19 protein-coding genes and 1 tRNA gene are annotated in these 22,592 nt (G+C 71.0%); 14 read left to right on the top strand and 6 right to left on the bottom strand.

Going from position 1 to position 22,592, the window contains the following annotated elements; genetic code table 11:
* Positions 1-35 precede the first annotated feature (35 nt).
* On the bottom strand, positions 36-632 hold the full coding sequence (locus ACFWBQ_RS06075) for a histidine phosphatase family protein (protein WP_385484553.1): 597 nt from the start codon (positions 630-632) through the stop codon (positions 36-38).
* 303 nt (positions 633-935) lie between these two features.
* Here ACFWBQ_RS06075 and ACFWBQ_RS06080 point away from each other — a divergent pair, with 303 nt between their 5' ends.
* The 7 genes from ACFWBQ_RS06080 to ACFWBQ_RS06110 all read left to right on the top strand — a co-directional run bounded on the left by ACFWBQ_RS06080 (position 936) and on the right by ACFWBQ_RS06110 (position 7,309).
* Entirely contained in the window at positions 936-1,886 is a 951-nt protein-coding gene (locus ACFWBQ_RS06080) for a phosphatase PAP2 family protein (protein ID WP_385484556.1), read from the top strand.
* Positions 1,780-2,967, top strand: coding sequence for a hypothetical protein (locus ACFWBQ_RS06085; RefSeq protein WP_385484559.1), 1,188 nt, complete (start codon positions 1,780-1,782; stop codon positions 2,965-2,967). Before ACFWBQ_RS06080 ends, ACFWBQ_RS06085 begins: the two co-directional genes overlap by 107 nt.
* Positions 2,958-4,583, top strand: coding sequence for a hypothetical protein (locus ACFWBQ_RS06090; protein ID WP_385484562.1), 1,626 nt, complete (start codon positions 2,958-2,960; stop codon positions 4,581-4,583). The genes ACFWBQ_RS06085 and ACFWBQ_RS06090 overlap by 10 nt, the downstream gene beginning before the upstream one ends.
* On the top strand, positions 4,580-5,914 hold the full coding sequence (locus ACFWBQ_RS06095; protein WP_385484565.1) for an AAA domain-containing protein: 1,335 nt from the start codon (positions 4,580-4,582) through the stop codon (positions 5,912-5,914). Before ACFWBQ_RS06090 ends, ACFWBQ_RS06095 begins: the two co-directional genes overlap by 4 nt.
* 107 nt (positions 5,915-6,021) lie before the next feature.
* Entirely contained in the window at positions 6,022-6,363 is a 342-nt protein-coding gene (locus ACFWBQ_RS06100; RefSeq protein WP_385484568.1) for a hypothetical protein, read from the top strand.
* Positions 6,364-6,537: 174 nt separating this feature from the next.
* Positions 6,538-7,245: a hypothetical protein gene (locus ACFWBQ_RS06105; protein ID WP_385484571.1), complete on the top strand. Its 708-nt coding sequence runs from the start codon at positions 6,538-6,540 to the stop codon at positions 7,243-7,245.
* Positions 7,236-7,309: transfer RNA gene (locus tag ACFWBQ_RS06110), tRNA-Lys, on the top strand. Before ACFWBQ_RS06105 ends, ACFWBQ_RS06110 begins: the two co-directional genes overlap by 10 nt.
* Positions 7,310-7,366: 57 nt before the next feature.
* Here ACFWBQ_RS06110 and ACFWBQ_RS06115 read toward each other — a convergent pair.
* Entirely contained in the window at positions 7,367-8,608 is a 1,242-nt protein-coding gene (locus ACFWBQ_RS06115) for a M6 family metalloprotease domain-containing protein (RefSeq protein WP_385484574.1), read from the bottom strand.
* Between the two features lie 411 nt (positions 8,609-9,019).
* On the opposite strand from ACFWBQ_RS06115, the gene ACFWBQ_RS06120 reads away from it, so the two are divergent.
* A complete protein-coding gene (locus tag ACFWBQ_RS06120; RefSeq protein WP_385484577.1) occupies positions 9,020-10,867 on the top strand; it encodes a putative bifunctional diguanylate cyclase/phosphodiesterase in 1,848 nt (615 codons plus the stop codon).
* Between the two features lie 12 nt (positions 10,868-10,879).
* Here the strand turns inward: ACFWBQ_RS06120 and ACFWBQ_RS06125 are convergent, their stop codons facing one another.
* Both ACFWBQ_RS06125 and ACFWBQ_RS06130 read right to left on the bottom strand, forming a co-directional pair.
* Entirely contained in the window at positions 10,880-11,980 is a 1,101-nt protein-coding gene (locus ACFWBQ_RS06125) for an LLM class flavin-dependent oxidoreductase (RefSeq protein ID WP_385484580.1), read from the bottom strand.
* Between the two features lie 89 nt (positions 11,981-12,069).
* The gene (locus ACFWBQ_RS06130; protein WP_385484583.1) at positions 12,070-12,834 is read right to left on the bottom strand and encodes a decarboxylase; all 765 of its coding nucleotides are present in this window, start codon (positions 12,832-12,834) and stop codon (positions 12,070-12,072) included.
* 185 nt (positions 12,835-13,019) lie between these two features.
* Here ACFWBQ_RS06130 and ACFWBQ_RS06135 point away from each other — a divergent pair, with 185 nt between their 5' ends.
* From ACFWBQ_RS06135 to ACFWBQ_RS06160, 6 genes are all read left to right on the top strand, one after another.
* Entirely contained in the window at positions 13,020-13,979 is a 960-nt protein-coding gene (locus ACFWBQ_RS06135; RefSeq protein WP_385484586.1) for a D-2-hydroxyacid dehydrogenase, read from the top strand.
* A gap of 197 nt (positions 13,980-14,176) precedes the next feature.
* Positions 14,177-15,079 (top strand): ectoine/hydroxyectoine ABC transporter substrate-binding protein EhuB, encoded by a 903-nt coding sequence (gene ehuB, locus ACFWBQ_RS06140; RefSeq protein ID WP_385484589.1) that lies wholly within the window; start codon positions 14,177-14,179, stop codon positions 15,077-15,079.
* Positions 15,080-15,097: 18 nt separating this feature from the next.
* Positions 15,098-15,832 (top strand): ectoine/hydroxyectoine ABC transporter permease subunit EhuC, encoded by a 735-nt coding sequence (gene ehuC / locus ACFWBQ_RS06145; RefSeq protein WP_385484592.1) that lies wholly within the window; start codon positions 15,098-15,100, stop codon positions 15,830-15,832.
* Entirely contained in the window at positions 15,829-16,470 is a 642-nt protein-coding gene (ehuD, locus tag ACFWBQ_RS06150; protein ID WP_385484595.1) for an ectoine/hydroxyectoine ABC transporter permease subunit EhuD, read from the top strand. Before ehuC ends, ehuD begins: the two co-directional genes overlap by 4 nt.
* Positions 16,460-17,293 (top strand): ectoine/hydroxyectoine ABC transporter ATP-binding protein EhuA, encoded by an 834-nt coding sequence (gene ehuA / locus ACFWBQ_RS06155; protein ID WP_385484598.1) that lies wholly within the window; start codon positions 16,460-16,462, stop codon positions 17,291-17,293. The genes ehuD and ehuA overlap by 11 nt, the downstream gene beginning before the upstream one ends.
* Positions 17,294-17,460: 167 nt before the next feature.
* Positions 17,461-18,222 carry an IclR family transcriptional regulator gene (locus ACFWBQ_RS06160; protein WP_385484601.1) on the top strand — a complete coding sequence of 254 codons (762 nt, stop codon included), beginning with the start codon at positions 17,461-17,463 and terminating at the stop codon, positions 18,220-18,222.
* 128 nt (positions 18,223-18,350) lie between these two features.
* Here ACFWBQ_RS06160 and ACFWBQ_RS06165 read toward each other — a convergent pair whose 3' ends face one another.
* Together ACFWBQ_RS06165 and ACFWBQ_RS06170 are read right to left on the bottom strand one after the other, a co-directional pair.
* A complete protein-coding gene (locus ACFWBQ_RS06165) occupies positions 18,351-20,003 on the bottom strand; it encodes a glycoside hydrolase family 13 protein (protein WP_385484605.1) in 1,653 nt (550 codons plus the stop codon).
* 69 nt (positions 20,004-20,072) lie between these two features.
* The gene (locus ACFWBQ_RS06170; RefSeq protein WP_385484607.1) at positions 20,073-22,586 is read right to left on the bottom strand and encodes a CBM35 domain-containing protein; all 2,514 of its coding nucleotides are present in this window, start codon (positions 22,584-22,586) and stop codon (positions 20,073-20,075) included.
* Positions 22,587-22,592: the final 6 nt, after the last annotated feature.

Raw genomic sequence — 22,592 nt, forward strand, 5'->3', positions numbered from 1 at the left:
GGCTCCAACTGGCCCCGGACAGGCTCGGTCGGGCCCTAACGCTCCAGGTGGCCCGTGTCGTTCCAGCGTTCCAGTGCGGGCATTCCGTACGCCCACCCCAGCGCCGACAGTGAGGTCGGCTCGAGCCGGAGGTGCGCGGCGAAGGACACGTCCTCGCCCAGCCACCGCGCCCCCAGCGCCCGCAGGATGTGCCCGTGGGCGAAGACCAGCACATCGCGGTCGGCCGAGCGCGCCCAGTCCACGATCTCGTCCGCCCGGCCGGCCAGCTCCGACAGGGTCTCGCCCCCGGGGACGCCGTCCCGCCAGATGATCCAGTCCGGCCGGTCCGCCTTGATCTGCGCCGGGGTCAGCCCCTCGTAGTCCCCGTAGTCCCACTCCATCAGCGCGTCCCACGGCTCGGCGCGCTCACCGAATCCGGCGATCGCGCACGTCTCGGCAGCCCGGACGAGGGGGCTGGTCCGCACGTCCACCCCGGGCAGGCCGCCCCAGGGCTCCCGGTGCAGTCGTTCCCCGAGCAGCTTGGCGCCCTCGCGGCCCGTGTCGAGGAGGGGAATGTCGGTCCTGCCGGTGTGATTGCCCTGCACGGACCACTGCGTCTGGCCGTGCCGGGCGAGCAGGATTCGCGGTGCCATGACAGCTCTCCCTGAAAATACTGAGATCTGAAGATCCGAGGACCCTAGGATCTGATGGGTCCTGGACAGCGGTGTCCGGGACGAAGACGGGGACGGCAGCCGGCCGGGGGACGGTGCCGACGAGGTCCCGCTCCATCATCCCGTACGTGCCCCACAGGCAACCTGCGGGGCCGTATCGGCGTCCCACTCTGCGCACGACCAGGGACGTCCGCAGGGGACGCCCCCCGGGGGAATTCACGGCCGACAACCGCCGTACGGTTGAACGCCCGCCGTCGACCGCATGAACATGGGGAGAGCTACCGGATGCCGCATGCCACCGCCGCGACACGCTCCTCCGGTCACCGGCCACGCTGGTGGACGGAGCTGCCACTGATCGCGGTGGTGTACGGGCTGTACTCGGCGGGGCGGCTGCTGGTCCGGGGCGACGTGTCGACGGCCGTGGATCACGGGCTCGCCATACTCGACCTGGAAAAGGCGCTCCACCTCAATGCCGAGCACCCGCTCAACCGGCTGCTCACCGCCAACCCGGCCCTGGGGATACCCGCCGACTTCGCCTACGCCTCGTTGCACTACCTGGTCACTCCGGCCGTCCTCATATGGATGTTCCGGCGCCGGTCCGCCGCCTACCGGGCGGCCCGCACCTGGCTGATGACCTCCACGCTCCTCGGGCTCATCGGCTTCACGCTGATGCCGACCTGCCCGCCCCGTCTGCTCGACGCCCGTCACGGATTCGTCGACACGATGGCCCAGTACAGCGCGCACGGCTGGTGGGGCGCGGGCGCGAGCGCCCCGCGCGGACTCAGCGGGATGACCAACCAGTACGCGGCGATGCCGAGCCTGCATGTCGGCTGGGCGCTGTGGTGCGGGGTCCTTCTGTGGCGCCACGGGCGCCACCCGCTCGTCCGTGCAGCAGGCGTCGCGTATCCGCTGATCACGGTGCTCGTGGTGATGGGCACCGCGAACCACTACTTCCTCGACGCGGTCGCCGGCGCCGCCGTGATGGCCGCCGGAGCCCTGCTGACCAGGCCGGTCATCCGGGCCGCCGACCGGGTCAAGACCCGTCTGAAGGCCGTTTTCGCACCGCTCCCCGCTCCCGCTGTTGCCACGAAGTCCACGATTGTCAGCGCCGGATGCAAGACTTCCGCGGGTGAGCGAATACCCGGCCAGCGGACCTCCTCCGCAGATTCCAGCGACGCGGCCACCGGCTCCGCAGCCGAAGCCGCCAGCGACGACGCTCCGGCAGCGGCTCGCTGAGCTCCGCGGCCCGTCCGTCGCACCGCACCCGCTCGACGCACGCGCGCTGGCCGCTCTCGCCGCCAACCCCGGCTGCAAGCGGCGTGCCCTGCTCGACGGCGCCGGGGTCGACAAGGCCGTGCTGGCCACCGCGCTCGGCTCCCCCGCCGCGTTCGGCCAGTCGCAGTTCGCGTTCATCCGGGGCAACGCATTCGAGGCGAAGGTCAAGGCCGACGGCGGTACGGAGCTGCTGCGCCTGCTGTTCGAGCGGCTCGGCGGCGGGGCGGACGCACCGGACCGGGCCGTGGTGCCCGATCTGACGGCGGCCGGTCCCGAGGGCCGCGCCGCGCGCACGGCACTGGCACTGCGCGAGGCCACGGCGGCGGGCGGCTGGGCCCTGCTCGACCATCCGATGCTGGCCCTGGAGGTGGCGGGCTCGCCGGCCTATCTGGAACCGGACGCCGTGGTGGTGCACCCGGACGGCACCTGGACGGTCGTCGAGATCAAGTCCTTCCCCATGATCGACAGTTCGGCGGATGCCGCGAAGGTCGGCGCGGCGGCCCGTCAGTCCGCCGTCTACGTCCTGGCGTTGGAGCGGATCGCAGCCGTGACCGAGGGCGCCGGGGTCGGGCACCGGGTCCTGCTGGTCTGCCCGAGGGACTTCTCCAACCTGCCGACCGCCTCGGTCCTCGACGTACGCAAGCAGCGCGCCGTCACACGCCGCCAGCTGGCCAGGCTGACCCGTATCGAGGACATCGCGTCGGCCCTTCCCGAAGGCACGACGTTCGACCCGGAGTGCTCGTCCGAGGAGCTGGGTACCGCGGTCGAATCGGTGCCCGCGGCCTACGCCCCCGAGTGCCTGGCCGCCTGCGAGCTGGCCTTCCACTGCCGGACGAAGGCACGGACGGACGGCGCCGTGGAGGCGCTGGGCCGGAGTGTGCGGGGCGAGCTCGGCGGTCTGACGACGGTCGCCGGGGTGCTGGCCGCGGCGGCCGGCAAGGAGGGCGACCCGGCGGATCCGACGGTGGCGGCCCTGCGCCGGGCGGCGGCTCTGCGCGCGGAGGCCCTGGAGACCGCGAGCGGCGGCGCATCATGTCGTTGATCAACACCCTGGCCCGGCTGGAGGCTGTGGACAGCGGGCGGGCACAGCCGCTCACCACCGTGCGCCACCGCCGTCTGACCGGCGGGCCGCTCGTGCTGGTGCCGCTGACCACGGCCGGTGAGTCGGGCGCGCCCCTCGGGGCCCTCGTCGGGACGGACCGTGAGGCGCCCCGGCTGCTGGCGGTGGCCCAGCCGCGCGACCGCGACCTGCGGTTCGCGTTCCTCGCCGAGCTGGCTGAGGCGGTGCTCCCGCACATCGAGTCGTACGCGGACGTCATCGAACCGGCCGAGCGCAACGAGACCGATCCGGCGACCGGCAAGAAGGTCAAGGTCGAGGTCGAGCTGTGCACGGACGCGGCCCAGCTGATCGTGCCGAGCCGGGCCGGCATCGACTTCGTCCGGCTGCTCGGGCGGTCCATGCGGTTCCGGCGCACCGCCGAGGACGATCCGGACACCCCGTATCCGGCGCCCGCCCGTGTCCCGCTGCTCGGCCGCTGGCTGACGCACTACGGGGAGCGGGCCAGGGTGCCCGGCTCCTCGCTGCTGCTCGCCACGACCGACCTGCTGAACCGGCACTGGGCGACGGGGCAGAGCAGCCTGGAGGACCAGCATCTCGGTGCGCTGCTCGCCTGGATCGACCCGCCGGAGGGCGAGACGGGGGCGTCGGCGGCGCTCCGCGCGGAGCTGCTGCGGGACCGGGCCGGCCAGCTGGTCGTCCCCCCTGCGGGACCGGCCACGGACCCGGCGTTCGACAACAGGCTGCTCGCGCCCGCGATCGAGACGTACGACCGGGCGCGCACGGCGCTGGCCGCCGCGGAGGACGGCCTCGCCGCCGATGCACGGCTGGGTGAGCTGAGCGGTGCCGAGCGGGAGATCAGATCGCTGCTGGCGGGGGTGCTGCTGCCCACGTGGGACGCGGTGTGGCGGGGTCTCGACCTGCTGCGGGAGTTGCCGGAGGGCTCCAGGGCCGAGGACCGGTGGACCCGGGACCGCTGGTCGTTCACCGCGCACCGGGACCGGGTGCGGGCCGGCGAGCCGCCGCAGCCGCGCCGGGACGACGCGGTGACGGCCGCGCAGAAGCTGGCCTCGCGGGAGACGGCGCAGGCACAGCTGGAGGCGCAGGAGGCGCTGGACGATCCGCTGGTGCTGGCGGGGCGGCGGCTGGCGGGCGAGGCGTTCGTCGCCCAGGTGACGGACGTGGAAATGACGTACAGCGAGTCGAAGCGCCCCTCGCCGCGCCCGCTGGTCACGGTCCGTACGGACGAGCGACCGCATCTCGGCGAGCGCACGAAGGTGTACCGCTCGCTGGACGGCAAGCCGCAGACGGCGGAGTTCGTGGGGTACGGCTCCGGGGAGTGCGCCGACGACGAGGACACGGACGCGGTCCTCCTCGTCCTGCGGATCACGGACCGCATGGGGCGCGGCAAGGAGCCGGCACCCGGTTCCGTGCCGGAACCGGGTGACCGGATCACCTGGACGCTGTTCGAGCACGATCAGCGGGGCGGCCCGAAGCTGCCGGACCCGGAGGACACCCCGTGGACCCACGGCGGCCCGCCGGGCGCCGGTGACGGGCATGCCGAGAAGCCCGACCCCGTGACCGCGGAGGACCTTCTGTGACTGCCGTTTACGATCCGGGTGCCGCAGCGGCGCAGGCGACCGACGCGATCCTCGGCGACACCCTGCGGGGTACGGCTCGCGGCATCGTGGTGGACTCGCCGCCGGGTGCCGGGAAGTCGACGCTCGTGGTGCGGGCAGCGCTCGACCTGGCCGCGGCGGGTCGCCCGCTGATGGTGATCGCGCAGACCAACGCCCAGGTGGACGATCTGGTGGTCCGGCTGGCGGAGAAGGCCCCGGATCTGCCGGTCGGCCGTCTGCACAGCAGCGACTCCGATCCGTACGACAAGATCCTGGACGGTTTCGCTCAGGTGCGGAAGTCGGCGAAGGCGGCGGATCTGGCCGGTCTCGACATCGTCATCTCCACGGCCGCCAAGTGGGCGCACGTGAAGAACGTGGAGCCGTGGGGACACGCGATCGTCGACGAGGCGTACCAGATGCGGTCGGACGCGCTGCTGGCCGTGGCCGGGCTGTTCGAGCGGGCGCTGTTCGTCGGGGATCCGGGTCAGCTGGACCCGTTCTCGATCGTCGGTGCGGATCAGTGGGCGGGGCTGTCGTACGACCCGTCGGCGAGCGCGGTGGCCACCCTGCTCGCGCACAATCCGGAGCTTCCGCAGCACCGGCTGCCGGTGTCGTGGCGGCTGCCCGCGTCGGCGGCGCCGCTGGTGTCGGACGCGTTCTACCCGTACACGCCGTTCCGCAGCGGTACGGATCACGGCGACCGCCGGCTGTCGTTCGGTGTCCCCTCGGACGGCTCGGGTCCGGACCGGGTGCTGGACGTGGCGGCGGAGTCGGGCTGGGGGCTGCTCGAGCTCCCGGCCCGCCACACTCCGCGGACCGATCCGGAGGCGGTGCGGGCGGTGGCCCTGGTGGTGCGCCGGCTGCTGGACCGGGGCGGCGCCGCGACGAGTGAGCGGGCACCGGATCCGGTCCCGGTGACGGCGGACCGGGTCGCGGTCGGTACGGCGCACCGCGACCAGGCGGCGGCGGTGCGGGCGGCACTCGCGGAGCTGGGTGTGACGGGCGTGGCGGTGGACACGGCGAACAGGCTCCAGGGCCGCGAGTTCGATGTGACGGTGGTCCTGCATCCACTGTCGGGCCGCCCGGATGCCACGGCTTTCCACCTGGAGACGGGCCGCCTGTGCGTGCTGGCCTCCCGGCATCGTCATGCCTGCGTCGTGGTGTGCCGTGCGGGCGTGGCGGACCTGCTGGACGAGCACCCGTCGACGGAGCCGGTCCAGCTGGGCGTGACGGTGAAGTTCCCCGACGGGTGGGAGGCGATGCAGTCCACCTTCGAGCACTGGTCGAACCACCGCGTTCCCTGGCGGCCGTGAGTCCGTGGTGCGTCGCATGCATCGCACGCCCCGTTCGTGGGAAGCGCTCTTGCGCCGGGCTGGACAATGGAAGGTGGCCGTCCGGCCGTACGAGGAAGGAACACCACATGGCACAACCCGAGCGGAACGAGCGGCAGAGGCTGCGTCCCGCACCGCTGCTCTTCGAGCCGTCGGAGGCGGTGGCCGACCCGGAGCACTTCTTCGACCTGGAGTCGATGGACGATCCGAAGGAGCTGCTGACCCGCGCGACCGAGCTGGCGCTCGCCTTCCGGGCCGCGACCGACCGGGCCGTGGAGTTCCAGGCCGTGGCCGCCGCCCAGCTCGCCGATCCGCGCCGGTTCGACCGGCTCACCGCCGCCGACATAGCGGCCGGTGCGGAGTGGACCGAGGACTATGCCAAGAAGATGATCGAGTTCGGCCGGTCCCTGCTGAACGCTCCCAGGCCCTGACGCCCCCAGGGCCTCTCGCCTGGATCATTTCCGGGTTCGGCTCGCGGGCCTTTCGTCACTCCGGGTACAGCCTCTGGCATATGCCGCCGGGCAAGATACCCCTTCGAGGCCCACCCTGTCCGGCTTTCGGCAACTCTCGGAAACAGGACAGTCACTGCCGGTAGACCTGACGTCATGAGCGCATGGCTGAAAGACGAAACGACCCTGCACACCGGTGCTGCCTCACACCACGGCGTCGACATCTTCGCTCTGCTGCGGGACCGGACAGGCGACCGGACGGCCGATGACAGGGCCGCCCAGGTCACCGCATCGGGAGCCGCCTGGCTCGCCGGGGCCTCGGCCTACCCGCGCAGCACGCTCTCCCAGTGGGAGGCCCGCCCCGGCTCTCCCGGCGTCCTGCCGTGCGGCACCGCCTTCGACGTGGTGAACGTGCCCTCGCTGTTCGGCCGGCGCATGCTGGAGCAGCTCTGGACCGAGGGCCCGGGCTCCGGTCCGGTCGCCACGCACCGCGGCCGGATGCTGCTGTTCGCCACTCCCGGCACCGCCCAGCGGCTGCCCTCGCTGCTTGCCTGGGAGGAGTGGGGCACCGGTACCTCCGACAGCGCCGACAGCCCCCGGGCGCACCACGGATCCATGCCCCCGCTGCTCTGCCACGGCGCCGGTGACGCGGTTACCGTCCCGCCCCTGGTCGGCGGTTCCGGCGGCGGCCCCCGCTGGGTGGTCGCCCCCGATACGCGTACGCCGTGGCTTCCGGGCCCGGACGTTCTGCTCTGGGCCTGCGTACGGGTGGGCAGGTCGGCGGCCCCGTCGACCACCGGGAATTCGATTTTTCCTCCGGCCGATCCGGGTGCTAATGTCTACGACGTCACCAGGCGCCGTTAGCTCAGTTGGTTAGAGCAGCTGACTCTTAATCAGCGGGTCCGGGGTTCGAGTCCCTGACGGCGCACAGACGGAAGAAGCCCCCTCGCGTGAGCGAGGGGGCTTCTTCGTGCGCGCCGCCGGCTCAGGTGCCGGTGGTGATCCGCACCGTCCACGCGCCGGACCGCGTCCGGTCGGCGACCTCGATCCGGGTGCGCTCACCGGGCACGGTGTAGCGCTCGCCCTCGCGGAGCGGGGCGTCCGCGAGCGGCGGGTAGACCGAACGCTCCCAGCAGGCGTCGGAGTCCGGGTGGGTGTCCAGCACCTCGACCGGTCCGCCGCCGGAGGCCGTGTGGTTGCGGATGCGGTAGATCAGCACACCTTCGGTGCAGGTCCCCCGGTCGTTCCCGGTTGCGCTGCGGGCCTCGACGGCCAGCGCGCTGTCCACGCCGGTCCTGATCACGGCGAGCCGGGTCCCGATGGACGCGCCGGGCACGGGCACCTCGGCCATGGATTCGAGGGTGATGTCGGCGCTGCCCTGCACACAGACGACCTGACCGCGGTCGAGCCAGCCGAGCTTCCACTTGTGCCAGCCGAACAGATCCGGGGAGAGGCCGAACTGGCTGCCCATCACGTCCCAGTCGCCGACGTAGGTGTCCCAGTCGCCCTTGCCGTCCTTGGGCCGGTGATAGAGGTCCGCCAGGTCGAAGACGTGCCCCGTCTCGTGGGCGAGGACGTTGCGGTCGGGCGGGTGCTCCTCGAAGAGGGTGACCACACGCCTGATGTCCGCGCCGTCGGCGCGCAGCGGCCGGTCGAAGTTGACCACCTTCGTGGCATCGGCGTCGACGCCGGGCGCGTCCGGGTCGGCGACGAGATAGACGATGTCGTACGCGGAGAAGTCGACCTGGTCGTCGACGGCGTCGATCGCGTCGCGCAGATAGGCGGTGCGCTGCTCGGATCCCCAGTCGCGCTGTATGCCGTACCAGGTGGAGGGGTGCGGCATCCGGGTCCACTGCTGCCGGGGATGGGCGCGGAGGGTGAATTTCCCGTACGAGGCCCGCTTGAAGAAGCGGGCGGTCGAGGGGAAGTAGTCGGCGGCGAGCACAGCGGGAGTGACGACGGGCTCGGAGTCCGGGAACGAGATGAAGACCATGACCGCGTCAAGGCTGTGGTCGGGGCGCGGGTAGGCGTCGTTCCAGGTGTCCAGGCCGAGCGAGTGGTGCGCCCCGGTCCTGGGCAGGGCGCACGGGCCCGCGTCGCGCGAGGCCGCCACGGCGGGTCCGGCGACGAGCCCGGTGGCGGCGAGCGCCAGGAGGGAGGTGAGCGCGGCCGCCGCACTGCGCAGACTCGGCCTTCCCACTCCCCCGGGTCTGTGCTGACGCGGCACATCTACCTCCGGGTGGCGAATGCGGGACTTCCCCCTCACCCTGTGCCGATCCGGTGCCGTACGCCCTGTTGTGCTGCCCCACACGGGTCAGTCGAGGATCAGTCGGAGAGCACAGCACTCACCGCCTCACTCACAGAAAGTCACAATCAATCACCTCAACTACATGTCAGAACAGATCCGCACAGAAACAATCAGTCGCGGGCAAAGAGGGTCGCTGCGTGCCGCGTGGGCCATAGGCGTACGACGGGCTCGAAACAACGGACGCGCTGGAACGCCCGACGCGCCACCATCTATGCTTCACCTCGCTTTCCTGCGTGGTTTCCGCCTCTGACACGGGCACTCCACCCGATGACCCCTGTCCGACCCTGGACCCCCATCTGTTCTCGACAATCTGCACAGCGGGAGCGAGCGGTGAGCGGAACCTCCGAAGGGCCGATGCCCCCGGCCGGCGCAGCGCGCGGCACCGGGCGACAAACGGTCACGGAGCGTGACAGCGACGAAGCGGATCACGCCGAACTGCGCGATTACCGTGCCGCGTTCCAGGTGGCCGTCCTCCCCATGGCCGTCGTCGACCACAGGGGCCAGGTCGTCCGGGCCAACGACGCGCTGGGCGGGTTGCTCGGCACCGACCCCGGGGCCCTGGCCCGGCAGCCGGCGGCCGATCTCGTCGACCTCGTGTCGGACCGCCGCACCTGGCAGGCGTACCGCGAGGTCCTGGGCGGCAGCCGCTCGCGGCTGCGCTGCACCCGCCGGCTCAAGCATCCCGACGGCCGGTCCCTGTGGGCCGAGATCACCGTCGTACCGATGGCCGGACCGTCGGCCGGTCCGGCCGACGGCGGTGTGCTGCTGTCCGTCGCCGACATCAGCGACCGGCGCGAACTGCAGAACCGGCTGCGCCACCTCCAGATGCACGATCCGGTGACCCGGCTGCCCAACCGGCTGCTGTTCTTCGAGCGGCTCTCCACCGCACTGGAGGGCCCGCCGTTCCAGGACGACTCGCTGCCGCGGCACGGCCGGATCGGGCTCTGCTACCTGGACCTCGACGGCTTCAAGGCGGTCAACGACACCCTGGGACACCGGACCGGCGACCGGCTGCTGGCCGCCGTCGCCACCCGGCTCACCGACTGCGCCGAGGCCGACGGCTTCGACCGCAGAGGCAGCCATCTGGTGGCGCGCCTGGGCGGTGACGAGTTCGCGATCCTGGTCGAGGACTCGGCGGGTGCGCATCAGCTCACCGAGCTCGCGCGCTCGGTGCTCAACGCCCTCCAGCAGCCCTTCGATCTGGCCGGACAGCGGCTCTCCGTCTCCGCGTCGATCGGGGTGGTGGAGCGGGCCTCGGCGGGCGCCTCGCCCACCGGTCTGATGCAGGCCGCCGACACCACGCTGTACTGGGCCAAGGCGGACGGCAAGGCACGCTGGACACTCTTCGACCCCGAGCGCAACGCGCACCGGATGACCCGTCAGGCACTGTCCTCCACACTCCGGCCCGCCGTCGAACGCGGCGAGTTCACCCTGGAGTACCAGCCGCTCGTCTGCATGGCCGACGAGGTCGTACGGGGTGTGGAGGCCCTGGTCCGGTGGAATCACCCGCAGTTCGGGATGCTGGCGCCGAACAGGTTCGTCGCCATCGCCGAGGAGGACGGCACGATCGTCCAGCTCGGCCGGTGGGTCCTGCGCACGGCGTGCCGCCAGGCCCGCCGCTGGCAGCTGGAACACCCCGGCGAGTCACCGCTGTTCATCAGCGTCAACGTCGCCGTACGCCAGCTCCGGGACTCCGATCTGGTCGCCGATGTGGCGGAGATCCTCGCCGAGACCGGTCTTGCCCCGGGACTGCTGCAACTGGAGCTGACCGAGTCCGCCGTGATGGGGTCGTCGGGCCGGCCGCTGCAGGTCCTCCAGGCACTGAGCGACATGGGCGTCCGCATCGCGATCGACGACTTCGGCACCGGCTACTCCAACCTCGCCTATCTGAGCCGGCTGCCCGTCTCCGTGCTGAAGCTGGACGGCTCCTTCGTGCGCGGCTTCCGTTACGAGGACGGCGCCCATCCCAGCCCGGCGGACGAGACCATCGTCGAGGCCATGGTGCAGCTGGCGCACCGCCTGGGCCTGACGGTCACCGCGGAGTGCGTGGAGACGTCGGGCCAGGCGGAGCGGCTGCGCCGGATCGGCTGCGACACGGGGCAGGGCTGGCTCTACTCACGTGCGGTCGCCCCGGAGCGCATCGCCGAACTGATCGGCACCCGGGCGCTGGAGGTCTGAGGGGATGTCGGGTCAGCCGAGGACAGGCAGGCCGTACGCGTCCGCGATCAGCTCGTAGGACCGCAGGCGGGCCTCGCCGCCGTGGGCGTTGGCGGTGATCATCAGTTCGTCCGCGCCGGTGCGCTTGGCCAGGTCGTCGAGGCCCGTGCGGACCTCGTCCGCGGTGCCGTGGACGATGTTGACGAGCCAGCTGTCGACGAACTCACGCTCCATCGGGCTGAAGGCGTACGCCTCCGCCTCCTCGGGCGTCGGTACGAGGCCGGGACGGCCGGAGCGCAGGCGCAGCATCGACAGGGCCCCGGTCAGGACCTGGCGGCGGGCCTCGCGCTCCTCGTCGGCGGCCAGGGCGGCGACGCCGATGAGGGCGTAGGGGGCGTCGAGCACGGCGGACGGCTTGAACGACTCGCGGTACAGGTCGAGGGCCGGCACGGTGTTCTGGGCCGAGAAGTGGTGGGCGAACGCGAAGGGCAGGCCGAGGACGCCGGCCAGCCGGGCGCTGAAACCGGAGGAGCCCAGCAGCCAGATGGGCGGGCGGCCCGCGGACTGGACACCACCGGGCGAGGTGGCCTGCACCGGTCCGGGTACGGCGTGGATACGGGAGTAGGGGTGCCCGTCCGGGAAGTCGTCGTCGAGGAACCGGGTCAGCTCGGCCAGCTGCTGCGGGAAGTCATCGGCGCCGTCGTTCAGGCGCTCGGTGCGGCGCAGGGCCGCCGCCGTGGCGCCGTCCGTGCCGGGGGCGCGGCCGAGGCCGAGGTCGACACGGCCGGGGGCCATCGCCTCCAGGGTGCCGAACTGTTCGGCGATCACCAGGGGGGCGTGGTTGGGCAGCATCACGCCGCCGGAGCCGAGCCTGATGCGCTCGGTGTGGGCGGCCAGGTGCGCCAGGATGACGGCCGGGGACGACGAGGCCACACCCGGCATGGAGTGGTGCTCCGCCACCCAGTAGCGGTGGAAACCGCGGCCCTCGGCGAGCCTGGCGATGTCCACGCTGGTGCGCAGGGCCTGGGTCGCGGTACGGCCCTGGCCCACGGTCACCAGATCGAGCACGGACAGGGGCACCGAGGCCGTTCCGCTTGCGGTGCCGCGAATCTCGTCGCCTCGGTTCTCATCCACGTGTTCGGCCTCTCCCGGTGCTGCGTGTGCGTATCGGAGGTACGAACAGGAGGATGGCTCCGCTTATTCCCGCACCGCTCCTGCGCGCCTCATTCCCGTACCTCGATCCCCCGGTGTTCGGCGGCTCCGAGCGGGGGTTCGCGGGTGGCGAAGAGCGTGCCGAGCGTGGGCGCCCAGACCCGGCGGTCGGCCAGCCGGAGTCCTTCCCAGACCGCCACCTGGTTCGCGGTGAGGACCGGCTTGCCCAGCAGTTGCTCCAGCTCGGGAATGTGGGCCGTGGTGTGCAGGGCGTTGTCCGGGAGCAGCACCACCTCGGCGTCGGGATGGTCCCCGGCCACGGCCAGTTCCTTCACCCGCTCCAGGTCCACGGTGGCGGCCTCGGCGGCGGTGATGATGCCGCTGCCCCGGGTGGCTGCCACTTCGATGCCGGCGGACCGAAGGAAGTCCGCGAAGAGTGCGGCGATGCCCTCGGGGTACGTCGCGGCGACGGCGACCCTGGTGGCGCCCAGCTCCCCCACCGCGTGGGTGAAGGCGAAGGACGTGCTGGAGGCGGGCAGCCCCGCGGTCCTGGCGAGGGAAGCGATCTGTTCGTGGGCCCCGTCCCACCCGTAGGCGAAGCTGCCGCCGGTGCAGGCCCAGACGAGCGATTCGGCTCCTGCCATCCGCAGTTCCTCGACTCCGGCGGCCAGGCGCTCGGGCGTGCCCGTCCCGCGCAGCGCGTCGGCACTGCGGGACTCCTCGTCGATGTCGGTGTGGAACAGCGGCACTCTGATGTCGCTGTCGAGCATGATCTCGGTCCGCGGGAAGTCGTCCTCCGCGGCATGGCCCGGGTAGAGAAGTCCTACGGTCGTCATGTCCATCCTTCCGGTGCGTCCGGATGTCCTGCTGCCGCCTCTCGGGCGCGCCCTGTCACCGTTGCCCCCGCCTGGGACAAGTATTCCTCCAATGACCGCACAACGGCGCCCGCAATGGGTGTGACCAGCGCATTCCGGTGTCCTGTTGACGGCGGGGCGGCCGGGTGCGAGCGTGGAGGATCCTGATGCCTCATCCGCAGATCCTCGTCCTTGACGCCGCCCCGGCGCCACGCCTGGGCCGGCTCACCGGGCAGGCCCGCATCCGTTACGCCGACGGGCGCAGCCTGGCCCGTCAGCTGCCGGACGCCGATGTGCTGCTGGTCTGGGATTTCACCTCCGATGCCGTCCGCGAGGCCTGGCCGGGCGCGGGGCCGCGGCCCCGCTGGGTGCACACGGCGAGCGCCGGCGTCGACCGGCTGCTCTGCCCCGAGCTGGCCGCGTCCCCCACCGTGGTCACCAATGCGCGGGGCGTCTTCGAGCTTCCGATCGCGGAGTACGTGACGGGCCTGGTGCTCGCGTTCGCGAAGGACCTCCCCCTGACGCTGGAGCTCCAGCGTCAGCGGCAGTGGCGCCACCGTGAGACCCGGCAGCTCGCCGGAAGCCGCGCGGTCGTCGTCGGTGCCGGTCCCGTCGGCCGGGAGATCATGCGGCTGCTGCACGGGCTCGGTGTCCAGGTGGCGCTCGTGGGGCGTACGGCGCGGCGCACGATTCACGGCGTCGAGGACCTGGACCGGCTGGCGGCCGGTGCCGACTGGGTGATCTGCGCGGCTCCGCTGACGGCGTCGACGCGCGGCATGTTCGACGCCCGCTTCTTCGGACTGCTCCAGCCTTCCGCCCGGTTCATCAACGTGGGACGCGGGCCGCTGGTCGTCGAGGAGGACCTGGCCGAGGCGCTGCGCAGGCGCTGGATCGCGGGTGCGGCGCTCGATGTGTTCCAGGAGGAGCCGCTGGACCGGGGCAGCCCGCTGTGGGACGCACCGGAGCTGGTGATCTCCCCGCACATGAGCGGGGACACGGCCGGCTGGCGGGACCGGCTGGCCGAGCAGTTCGTTTCGATGTACGAGCGGTGGGCGGCCGGGGAGCCGCTGCCGAACATCGTGGACATACAGCGCGGTTACGTTCCTTCCCTCGACATCCCCGCATAACGGACAGTCAACAACCGAGCCTCCCCCGGAAATACGCCACGCACTCCTCTCGTCGCGCTCCGCCCGCAACGAGACACGGGAAGGTCACCCTCCGGCCACTGTTCGATTACATGGCAGCGCTTCCTGCATAGACGTACGGGATCGGGCAGGCGTTCACCCTGTCCGGACTGTTCGACCCCTTCAGGAGATTGCGAACCATGGCTGACTTTCCGAACCTGTCCCGCCGGGGTTTTCTCAACCGATCGGCAGCCGTGGGCGGACTGCTCGTCGTTCCCGGTCTGCTCTCCGCGTGCAGCAAGACCGACGCCGGCTCCGTGGACGGCGAAGGCGCTCTCCACAAGCTCCGCAAGCAGGGTTTCGTCCGGGTCGCGTACGCCAATGAGGCCCCGTACGGCTACTTGGAGGGCAAAGCACTCAAGGGCGAGGCCCCCACCCTGCACCGGGAGATCTTCAAGGCGCTCGGCGTCGACGAACTGAAGCCCACCCTCTCGGAGTGGGACGGCCTGATCCCCGGTCTGCAGGCCGGGAAGTACGACGTGGTCAGCGCGGGCATGGCCATCACCCCCGAGCGCTGCGCCAACGCCATATTCTCCGAGCCGGAGTTCATCTCCCCCACCGCGCTGATGGTGAAGAAGGGCAACCCGAAGAAGCTCACCGACCTGGCGTCCGCGAAGGCCGCCGGAGTCACCGTCGGCGTGATGTCCGGTGCGGTCGAGGGCTCGTACGCCGAGGGCGCGGGCATCGCCGAGGGGAAGATCAAGACACTGCAGAAGCCGCAGGACGGCGCCGACGCCGTCAAGGGCGGCCGGATCGACGCGTTCCTGCTCACCGGCATCTCGCTGCGCTGGCTCGCGAAGACCAACCCGGACACCGAGGTCACCGAGGCCTTCGTGCCGGAGCTGGACGGCAAGCAGCAGTTCTCACCGGGCGGCGCGGTCTTCCGCACGGGCAACGAGGACCTGCGGGACTCCTTCAACCGTGAACTCAAGAAGATCGTCTCGGACAAGTCCCGCTATGTGAGCCTGCTGCAGCAATACGGCTTCGGTGCCACGGAGATCCCGCCGGCCACCCTGAAGACCGCCGATCTGTGCAAGGGCTGACGGGGCGGACCACACCGTATGAGTGACTTCTTCTCCACATTCCTCGATGAGCTGCCCCAGATCGGAGCGGGCCTGCGGGTGACGCTCGAGGCCACGGTCCTGGGCTCCCTGCTGGCCCTGCTCCTGTCGTTCGTACTCGGACTGGCGGCGGGCAGCAAGTTGGCCCTGGTGCGTGGGGTCTCCCGGGCCGTCGTGGAGTTCTTCCGCGGCACCTCGCTCTACATCCAGCTGTTCTGGTTCTACTACGCGATGCCGCAGCTCACCGGGTACGAACTGACGCCGCTGCTCTGCGGGATCGTCGCCTTCGGCCTGAACTACGGTGCCTACGGTTCCGAGATCGTGCGCGGCGCGATCAACTCCGTGCCCCGCGCCCAGTACGAGGCGGCCGTGGCGCTGAACATGAGCCCCTTCCACCGGATGCGGAAGGTGGTCCTGCCGCAGGCCTGGGTGCAGATGATCCCCTCCTTCACCAACCTGCTGATCCAGCTGCTGAAGTGCACACCCCTGCTGTGGCTGATCTCCGCGGCCGACCTGATGACCGTGATCCAGCAGATCCGCGACCGAACCGGTGAGACCCTCACCGCGTACCTCACGCTGCTGGCCTCCTACTTCGTCCTCGCCTACGCGCTGACCCTGCTGATGAATCTGCTGGAACGGAGCGCCAAGCGGCGGCTCGGTCTGCACACCGGCGCGGGAAGCCTGCTCAGGACGCGCAGTGCGGAGTCCGCCACGACCTCCGGAGGTACCCGGTGAACACATTCGACCGGGATGCCGTCGGGGAAGCCCTTCCCCTGCTGCTCGAAGGGTTCAGGGTCACCCTCCTGGCGACCGTGCTCGGCACACTCGTGGCCGCGGTGCTCGGTCTGCTGATCGCGATAGCGGGGCGGGCCCCGTCCCGGCTCGTGACCGTGCCCGTGAAGGCGGTGATGGAGTTCATCCGCTCCACCCCGCTGCTGGTCCAACTGGTCGGCGCGGCTGCCCTCTTCACCTCGGTGGAGCCGCTGACCATCGGCATCGTGGTGCTGGGCATCCACTACGCCACGTACACCTCGGAGGTGTACCGGGCCGGGATCGACGGTGTGCCCAAGGGGCAGTGGGAGGCCTGCCGGGCGCTCTCGCTGACGCCCCGGCGGACCTGGCAGGCCGTGATCCTGCCGCAGGCGGTGCGCAACGTACTGCCCGCCCTCGGCAACTACGCGATCTCGATGTTCAAGGAGACCCCCTTCCTCGCCGTGATCACGGTGCAGGAAATGGTCTTCGAGGCCCGGAAGTACGGGGCCGACCACTTCGCGTACACCGAGGCATTCACGCTCGCGGGACTGGTCTTCCTGGTCGCGAGCTACCCCACCTCGCTGCTGATGAGAAAGCTGGAGAAGCGCCTTGGCCACTGACTCTGCTCCCCTGAAGGAACCCGCGGACGCCGCTCCGGACTCCAGGACGACCGGCGTCGAGCCGCTCGTCCGCTTCGACAAGGTCGTCAAGCGCTACGGCGATCATGTGGTCCTCGACGAGCTGGACTTCACCGTGCGGCGCGGCGAGCACGTCACCCTGATCGGGCCGAGCGGCTCCGGCAAGACCACCATCCTGCGGCTGCTGATGACGCTGGAGAAGGTCAGCGACGGTGTGATCTGGGTGGACGGCTCGCCCCTGTCGCACGTACGGACGCCGAACGGCTCGTTGAAGCCGGCGGGCGAGAAGCAGCTGCGCGAGTCCCGGAAGAAGATCGGGATGGTCTTCCAGCAGTTCAATCTCTTCCCGAACATGAAGGTGCTCCAGAACATCACCGAGGCGCCCGTCAACGTGCTGGGCATGGACCGGGACGAGGCGGAGGCGCGGGCCCGTGAGCTGCTCGACCTGGTCGGTCTCGCCGACAAGATCGACGCGCACCCCTCCCAGCTCTCCGGCGGCCAGCAACAGCGGGTCGCCATCGCCCGGGCGCTGGCGATGCGGCCGGAGATCCTGTTGCTCGACGAGGTGACGTCCGCGCTGGACCCCGAGCTGGTGGCGGGTGTGCTGGACCTGCTCGGTGACATCGCGAGGACCACCGACATCACGATGCTCTGTGTGACCCACGAGATGAACTTCGCCCGGGATGTCTCGGAGAAGGTCCTGATGTTCGACGCGGGCCGTGTGGTGGAGTCCGGAACGCCGGAAAAAATCTTCTCCGATCCGGAGCACGAACGTACGCGCGAGTTCCTCAACGCGGTGCTGTGACCTTGTCATTGATGCAAAGACAATGACTCTGGCATATGCCAGGCGGGTGCGCCCCAGCTGACAGGGCCGGGGCGCGCTCATCAACTCCTCAACAGCCCCTCCGAATCCGGCTCTTGGCGGCTATCGTGGGGCAAAAGCTTGCGGTCACAACCTGGTAGGGGGAAACCGTGGCGTTGAAGCCCGAGCCGAAGGCGCCGTTCCACTCGGTGCAGTACGCCCTGCGTGTGCTCGAATCCGTGTCCACCCACGGCAACGGTGTGACCGACGCACAGATCTCCCGCGAGACGGGGCTGCCCGTCGGCCACCTCTCGTCCCTGCTGCTGATGCTGCGCCGCGAGGGGTATGTCGAGCAGATCACCGACGGCGCGTACATCACCGGCGCCTCGCTCATCGAGCTCGGCTCCGGCGCCGCCGCCCGCAGGCGGACCCTGGAGGCCAAGCTCCAGCAGACGCTGGTGCAGCTGCGGGACTCGGTGGGCGCGGCGGTCTACATCAGCCGGTACGTCGACGGGGAGATCCGGGTCACGCAGATGGCCGACGGACCGCGTACGCCCGCCGTCAACGAGTGGGTGGACTTCCGGTCGGCGGCGCACGCCAGCGCGATCGGCAAGTGCCTGCTGACGCAGCTCGACCAGAACGGCCGGCGCGATCACCTTTCGCGGCACCGGATCGCACGGCTCACATCACGGACCATCACGAGCGAGAAGGTGCTCTTCTCGAAGCTGGACAGCCAGCCGGCGACGGTGCCGGTGCTCGATCTGCAGGAGTACGCGGTGGGTACGGTGTGCGCGGCGGTCCCCCTGACGGCGGGCTCGTCGGCGGGGTGCCTGGCGCTGTCGCTGCCGATCGAGGACGCGCACCGGCTGCGGGCTGCGGCGGCCACGCTGAACCGGCGGGCGGCGCCCGTACTCCTGTCGCTGGCGCTCTGATTTCTGTCCGGTGCGGGGTCCAGGGGCGCCCTGGGATCGTCTTTGTCCTCAATCGCCGGACGGGCTTGAGTTGTGGCCGTCCGGCCTTGAAGTGGCCGGGCCGGCGCTTGACGTGCTGGCCCGGCAAATCAAGCCCGTCCGGCGATTGAGGACGGAACCCCGCGCTGGAGGACCAGCCACGCCGCCGTGTCCGGGGGCAGGACGCCGTCCGGGAGCGGGCCGCTGGCGAGCAGGACTTCCGCACCGGGGGGAAGCGGAACCGGCGCCGCCGAGACGTTCAGCAGGCAGCGGAATCCGCCCGGGCCCCGGTCGAAGCACACCGTCCCCGCCCCCGCGTCGCCCCACTTGAGTGACTCCGGGAGGTCCACGAGGCGCTCACGGCGCAGAGCCAGCCCGGCACGGTACAGGGTGAGGAAGGACTCCGGGTCCGTGTCCTGGGCCGCCACGCTCAGGGCGGACCACGACTCCGGCTGCGGCAGCCAGGGCGTCGCGGACCCGTCCGGGGAGAAGCCCAGCGAGGGGCCCGAACCCCACGGCAGCGGAATCCGGCACCCGTCGCGCCCCCGGTCCGCCCCGCCCGAGCGGACGAACGTCGGGTCCTGGATCAGCGCGTCCGGCAGGTCCTGCACCTCCGGCAGACCCAGCTCGTCGCCCTGGTACACGTACACCCCGCCGGGCAGCGCCAGCGTCAGCAGGGCCGCCGCCCGTGCCCGGCGGCGGCCCAGGACCGGATCGCTCGGGTCGAGCAGCCGCTTGTCCCCCATGTCGAACGAGGTGTCCGCCCGCCCGTACCGCGTGACGTGCCGGATCGTGTCGTGGTTGGACAGCACCCAGGTGGGCGGCGCCCCCACCGGTGCGTGCCCGGCGAGGGTCTCCTCGATGACGTGGTGCAGCGCGTCCGCGTCCCACGCACAGCACAGGAACTCGAAGTTGAACGCCGAGTGGAGCTCGTCCGGGCGCAGATAGCGCGCCGACTGCTCCGGCGTCGGCAGCCAGACCTCTCCGACGAACGTGCGCTCGCCGTCGTACTCGTCGAGGATCTTGCGCCAGGACCGGTAGATGTCGTGCACCGCGTCGCAGTCCTGGTAGGGCAGGTCCGTGACGTCCGGGTCGGGCCCGACGTCCGGCAGGCCCGGCTTCTTCTCCAGGCCGTGGGCCACGTCGATACGGAATCCGTCGACCCCCCGGTCCAGCCAGAACCGCAGGATGTCCTCGAACTCGGCTCGCACCTCGGGGTGTTCCCAGTTCAGGTCCGGCTGCTCGGGCGCGAACATGTGCAGGTACCAGGGCCCCGCGCTGCCGTCCGCCTCCGTCACCCGTGTCCAGGCGCTGCCGCCGAAGTAGGAGGTCCAGTCGTTGGGCGGCAGTTCGCCGCTCTCCCCGCGGCCGGGGACGAACCAGAAGCGCTCCCGCTCCGGCGATCCCGGGCCCGCCGCGAGCGCGTCCCGGAACCAGACGTGCTGGTCGGAACAGTGGTTGGGCACCAGGTCGATCAGGACGCGCAGCCCGTGCTCATGGGCTGCGCCGATGAGCTGCTCGGCCTCCGCGAGGGTGCCGAAGAGCGGGTCGATGTCGCGGTAGTCCGCCACGTCGTAGCCGCCGTCGGCCATGGGCGAGGTGTACCAGGGGGTGAACCACAGTGCGTCGACGCCGAGTTCGCGCAGATACGGCAGGCGGTCGCGGACTCCGGCGAGGTCGCCGGTGCCGTCTCCGTTTCCGTCGGCGAAGCTGCGTACGTAGATCTGGTAGATCGCGGCGTGCCGCCACCAGTGGGTGGTCACTGAGACTCCTTGCTCGGTATGTAAGGCGGTGCGGGCCCGCGTCGGGGCGGGCCCGCACCGGTCATCGGGCTACCAGCCGGTGTTGCCGGCACCCCGGGTGATGGTGAAGCCGCCCGCGGTGGACAGGCCGCCGTCGGTGGCGCCGCTGACGGTGACGCCGGAGAAGGTCCCGGCACCCGCGGAGTTGATCTCGATGCCGTACGAACCGGCCTTGTCGATCCTCAGGCCGTCGACGGTGAGCGCGGCGACGTTCTTCTGCCAGGAGATGAGGAGCCCGCTGTAGGTGCTGTCGAGGATCTCGTTGTCCTTGACGAGGACGGGTGCGGTGATGTCGGAGGAGTCGGCGTAGATCCACAGGGCGCCGAGCTTGCTCTGCCAGTTGGGTTCGTAGCCGCCCGTGCGGGTCAGCGTGTTGCGCTGTACGGAGGTCGTCCCGCTGAACGGCACCGGGGCGAAGCGGCTGCTGATCGCGATGCCGGAGGAGCCGGTGACCGTGTCGGCGAGGACGTTGTCCTCGGCCCGGTTACCGTGACCGCCGTAGATGCCGACGGTGTTGGCGAGCATCGGGAGCTGCACGGTGTTGAAGCGGAACGCGCTGTCGGTGACGGCCTGGGCCTCGGAGAACATGGCGAGTCCGTCGTCGCCGGTGTTGCGGACGCTGCTCTGGGAGACCTCGGTCGCCTTCGTGCCCTTGTGGAGGTTGACGCCGTCCGCGAAGGTGTCGCGGATACGGAGTCCGGAGGCGTACAGGCCGTTGGTCGGGGCGTCGGTCCAGAGGCCGACCTTGGTGTGCTGCATCCAGATGTTCGCCAGCGTGGACCCGTTGCCGAAGTCGCCCTCGATCGCGGCGTCGAAGGTGGCGTCGTCACGGTAGGAGACGTCACCGGCGATCATCAGGTCCTGGACGTTGCTGGTGCCGCCGCGTCCGAAGAGGCCACCCTTGCCGTTGCTGCCGCGCAGCACGGTGTGCCACTGGCCGGCGCCGCGCAGATCGGCACCGGTGAGGTTGATGTGCCCGGAGATGTTGTACGTGCCGGTGGGCAGCCACAGCCCCTTGCCCTGCGAGGTGGCCGTGGTGAGCGCCGAGTTGAGGGCGTTGGTGTCGTCGCCGGAGTCGTCCGGGGTGACGCCGAGCGTGGCCGCGGAGATGAGGCCGGCGGGCATGGCGAGTGCGGCCGGCGCGGTCTCGGTCTCGACGAGGTCCAGGGTGTAGGAGGCGGCGGTGTCGCCGGCGTCCTTCTGGAACTTCAGTACGGTGCCTGCCGGGAGTGCCCCGGTCAGCAGGGTGCGGGTCTCGTCGAAGAAGTGGTGGCCGGAGCCCTGGGAGGGGTCGTTGTTGTACGGGTAACCGCCGTAGACCCAGCTGTACTTGGAGCTGAGGGGCAGGTCGCGGAGCTGGGTGCCGTTGGCGTAGACGCTGAGTGTGGCCTCGGTGCCGGTGCCCGCCGCGTTGTCCGGGACGGAGTAGCGCAGGGTCAGGGCGTTGGCGGGTTCGGTCAGGGTGAACTGCACGTATGCGCCGGTGGTGTCCAGGACGACGGCCCTGCGGCCGGACGCCTCGGACGGGACGGTGAGGTAGGTGCGGTCGGGGCCGATGGTGGTGGCGTTGGTGCTGCCGCTCTCCGCCTCGTAGGTGGTGTACGGGAGGGTCGCGCCCCGGGCGTCGGTGGGGGTGGAGCCGGTGACGCCTATGCCGTCGAGCTGGAGGGTGCCGTTGTCACCGGATGCGGTGCGCAGGGTGACGTGGTTGAGCGCGGCACGCAGGGGGACGTCGGTGGCGGCGTTCTGCCAGGCGCCCCCGGTACCGGGGAGGGTCACCCGGCGGACGGTGGTGCCGTTGGCGAGCAGGGTGATGGTGGAGGCCGTGGCGTCGGGGGTGCGGTAGCGCAGGGTCAGCGGGTACGTGGCCGCGCCCGGGGCGTCGACGGCGAAGACGGCGCGGGCTCCGGCGGTGGTGAACCCGGAGAGGTAGGAGCTGCCCTCGTAGCCGGTGGCCGCGGTGGCCCGCGCCGGGCCGCCGGAGACGAAGGCGTCCTCGGCCTGGTGGGTCAGGGTGGTGGGGCCGGGGTCCGTGGGGGTGGTGGGAGTGGCCGCGGTGGCGTTGTCGATGTTGACGTTGCCGCTGTCGGCGGTGGTGAACGTCCAGGCGACGGTGTTGGCGCCCTTCGCGTAGGTGACCTGCTCCTCGTGCGTGGCCCAGGTGTCCCAGCCCGCCGTGGCGGGGAGGCCGACCTGGCGGACCCTGGCTCCGTTGACGTACAGGCTCAGGGTCATGGTGGCGGTGGTGCCGTTGGCGTACCGGAGGGCGAGGGAACCGCCGCCGGCCGCTTCCGCGGTGATGTCGAAGGACACCGATGCGGAGCCCTTGTGGGTGTCGGTGAAGCCGCCGACGAAGCCCGATCCTGTGTAACCGCCGTGTTCGGTGGACACGGCGGCCCCGCCGGACAGCCGGGCCGACTCCGCCTCGAGCGTTGTGGGGGCCGCCTGTGCCGCCGCCCCGTACAGCAGGGCGCCGAGCACCGACAGGAGCAGGGGGAGGATGAACCGTACGGCGTGGGAGCTCTTTCTTGGTGCAGGAGACACGGCTGG

The sequence above is a fragment of the Streptomyces sp. NPDC060035 genome (genome assembly GCF_042736635.1).
Classification (GTDB): Bacteria; Actinomycetota; Actinomycetes; order Streptomycetales; family Streptomycetaceae; genus Streptomyces.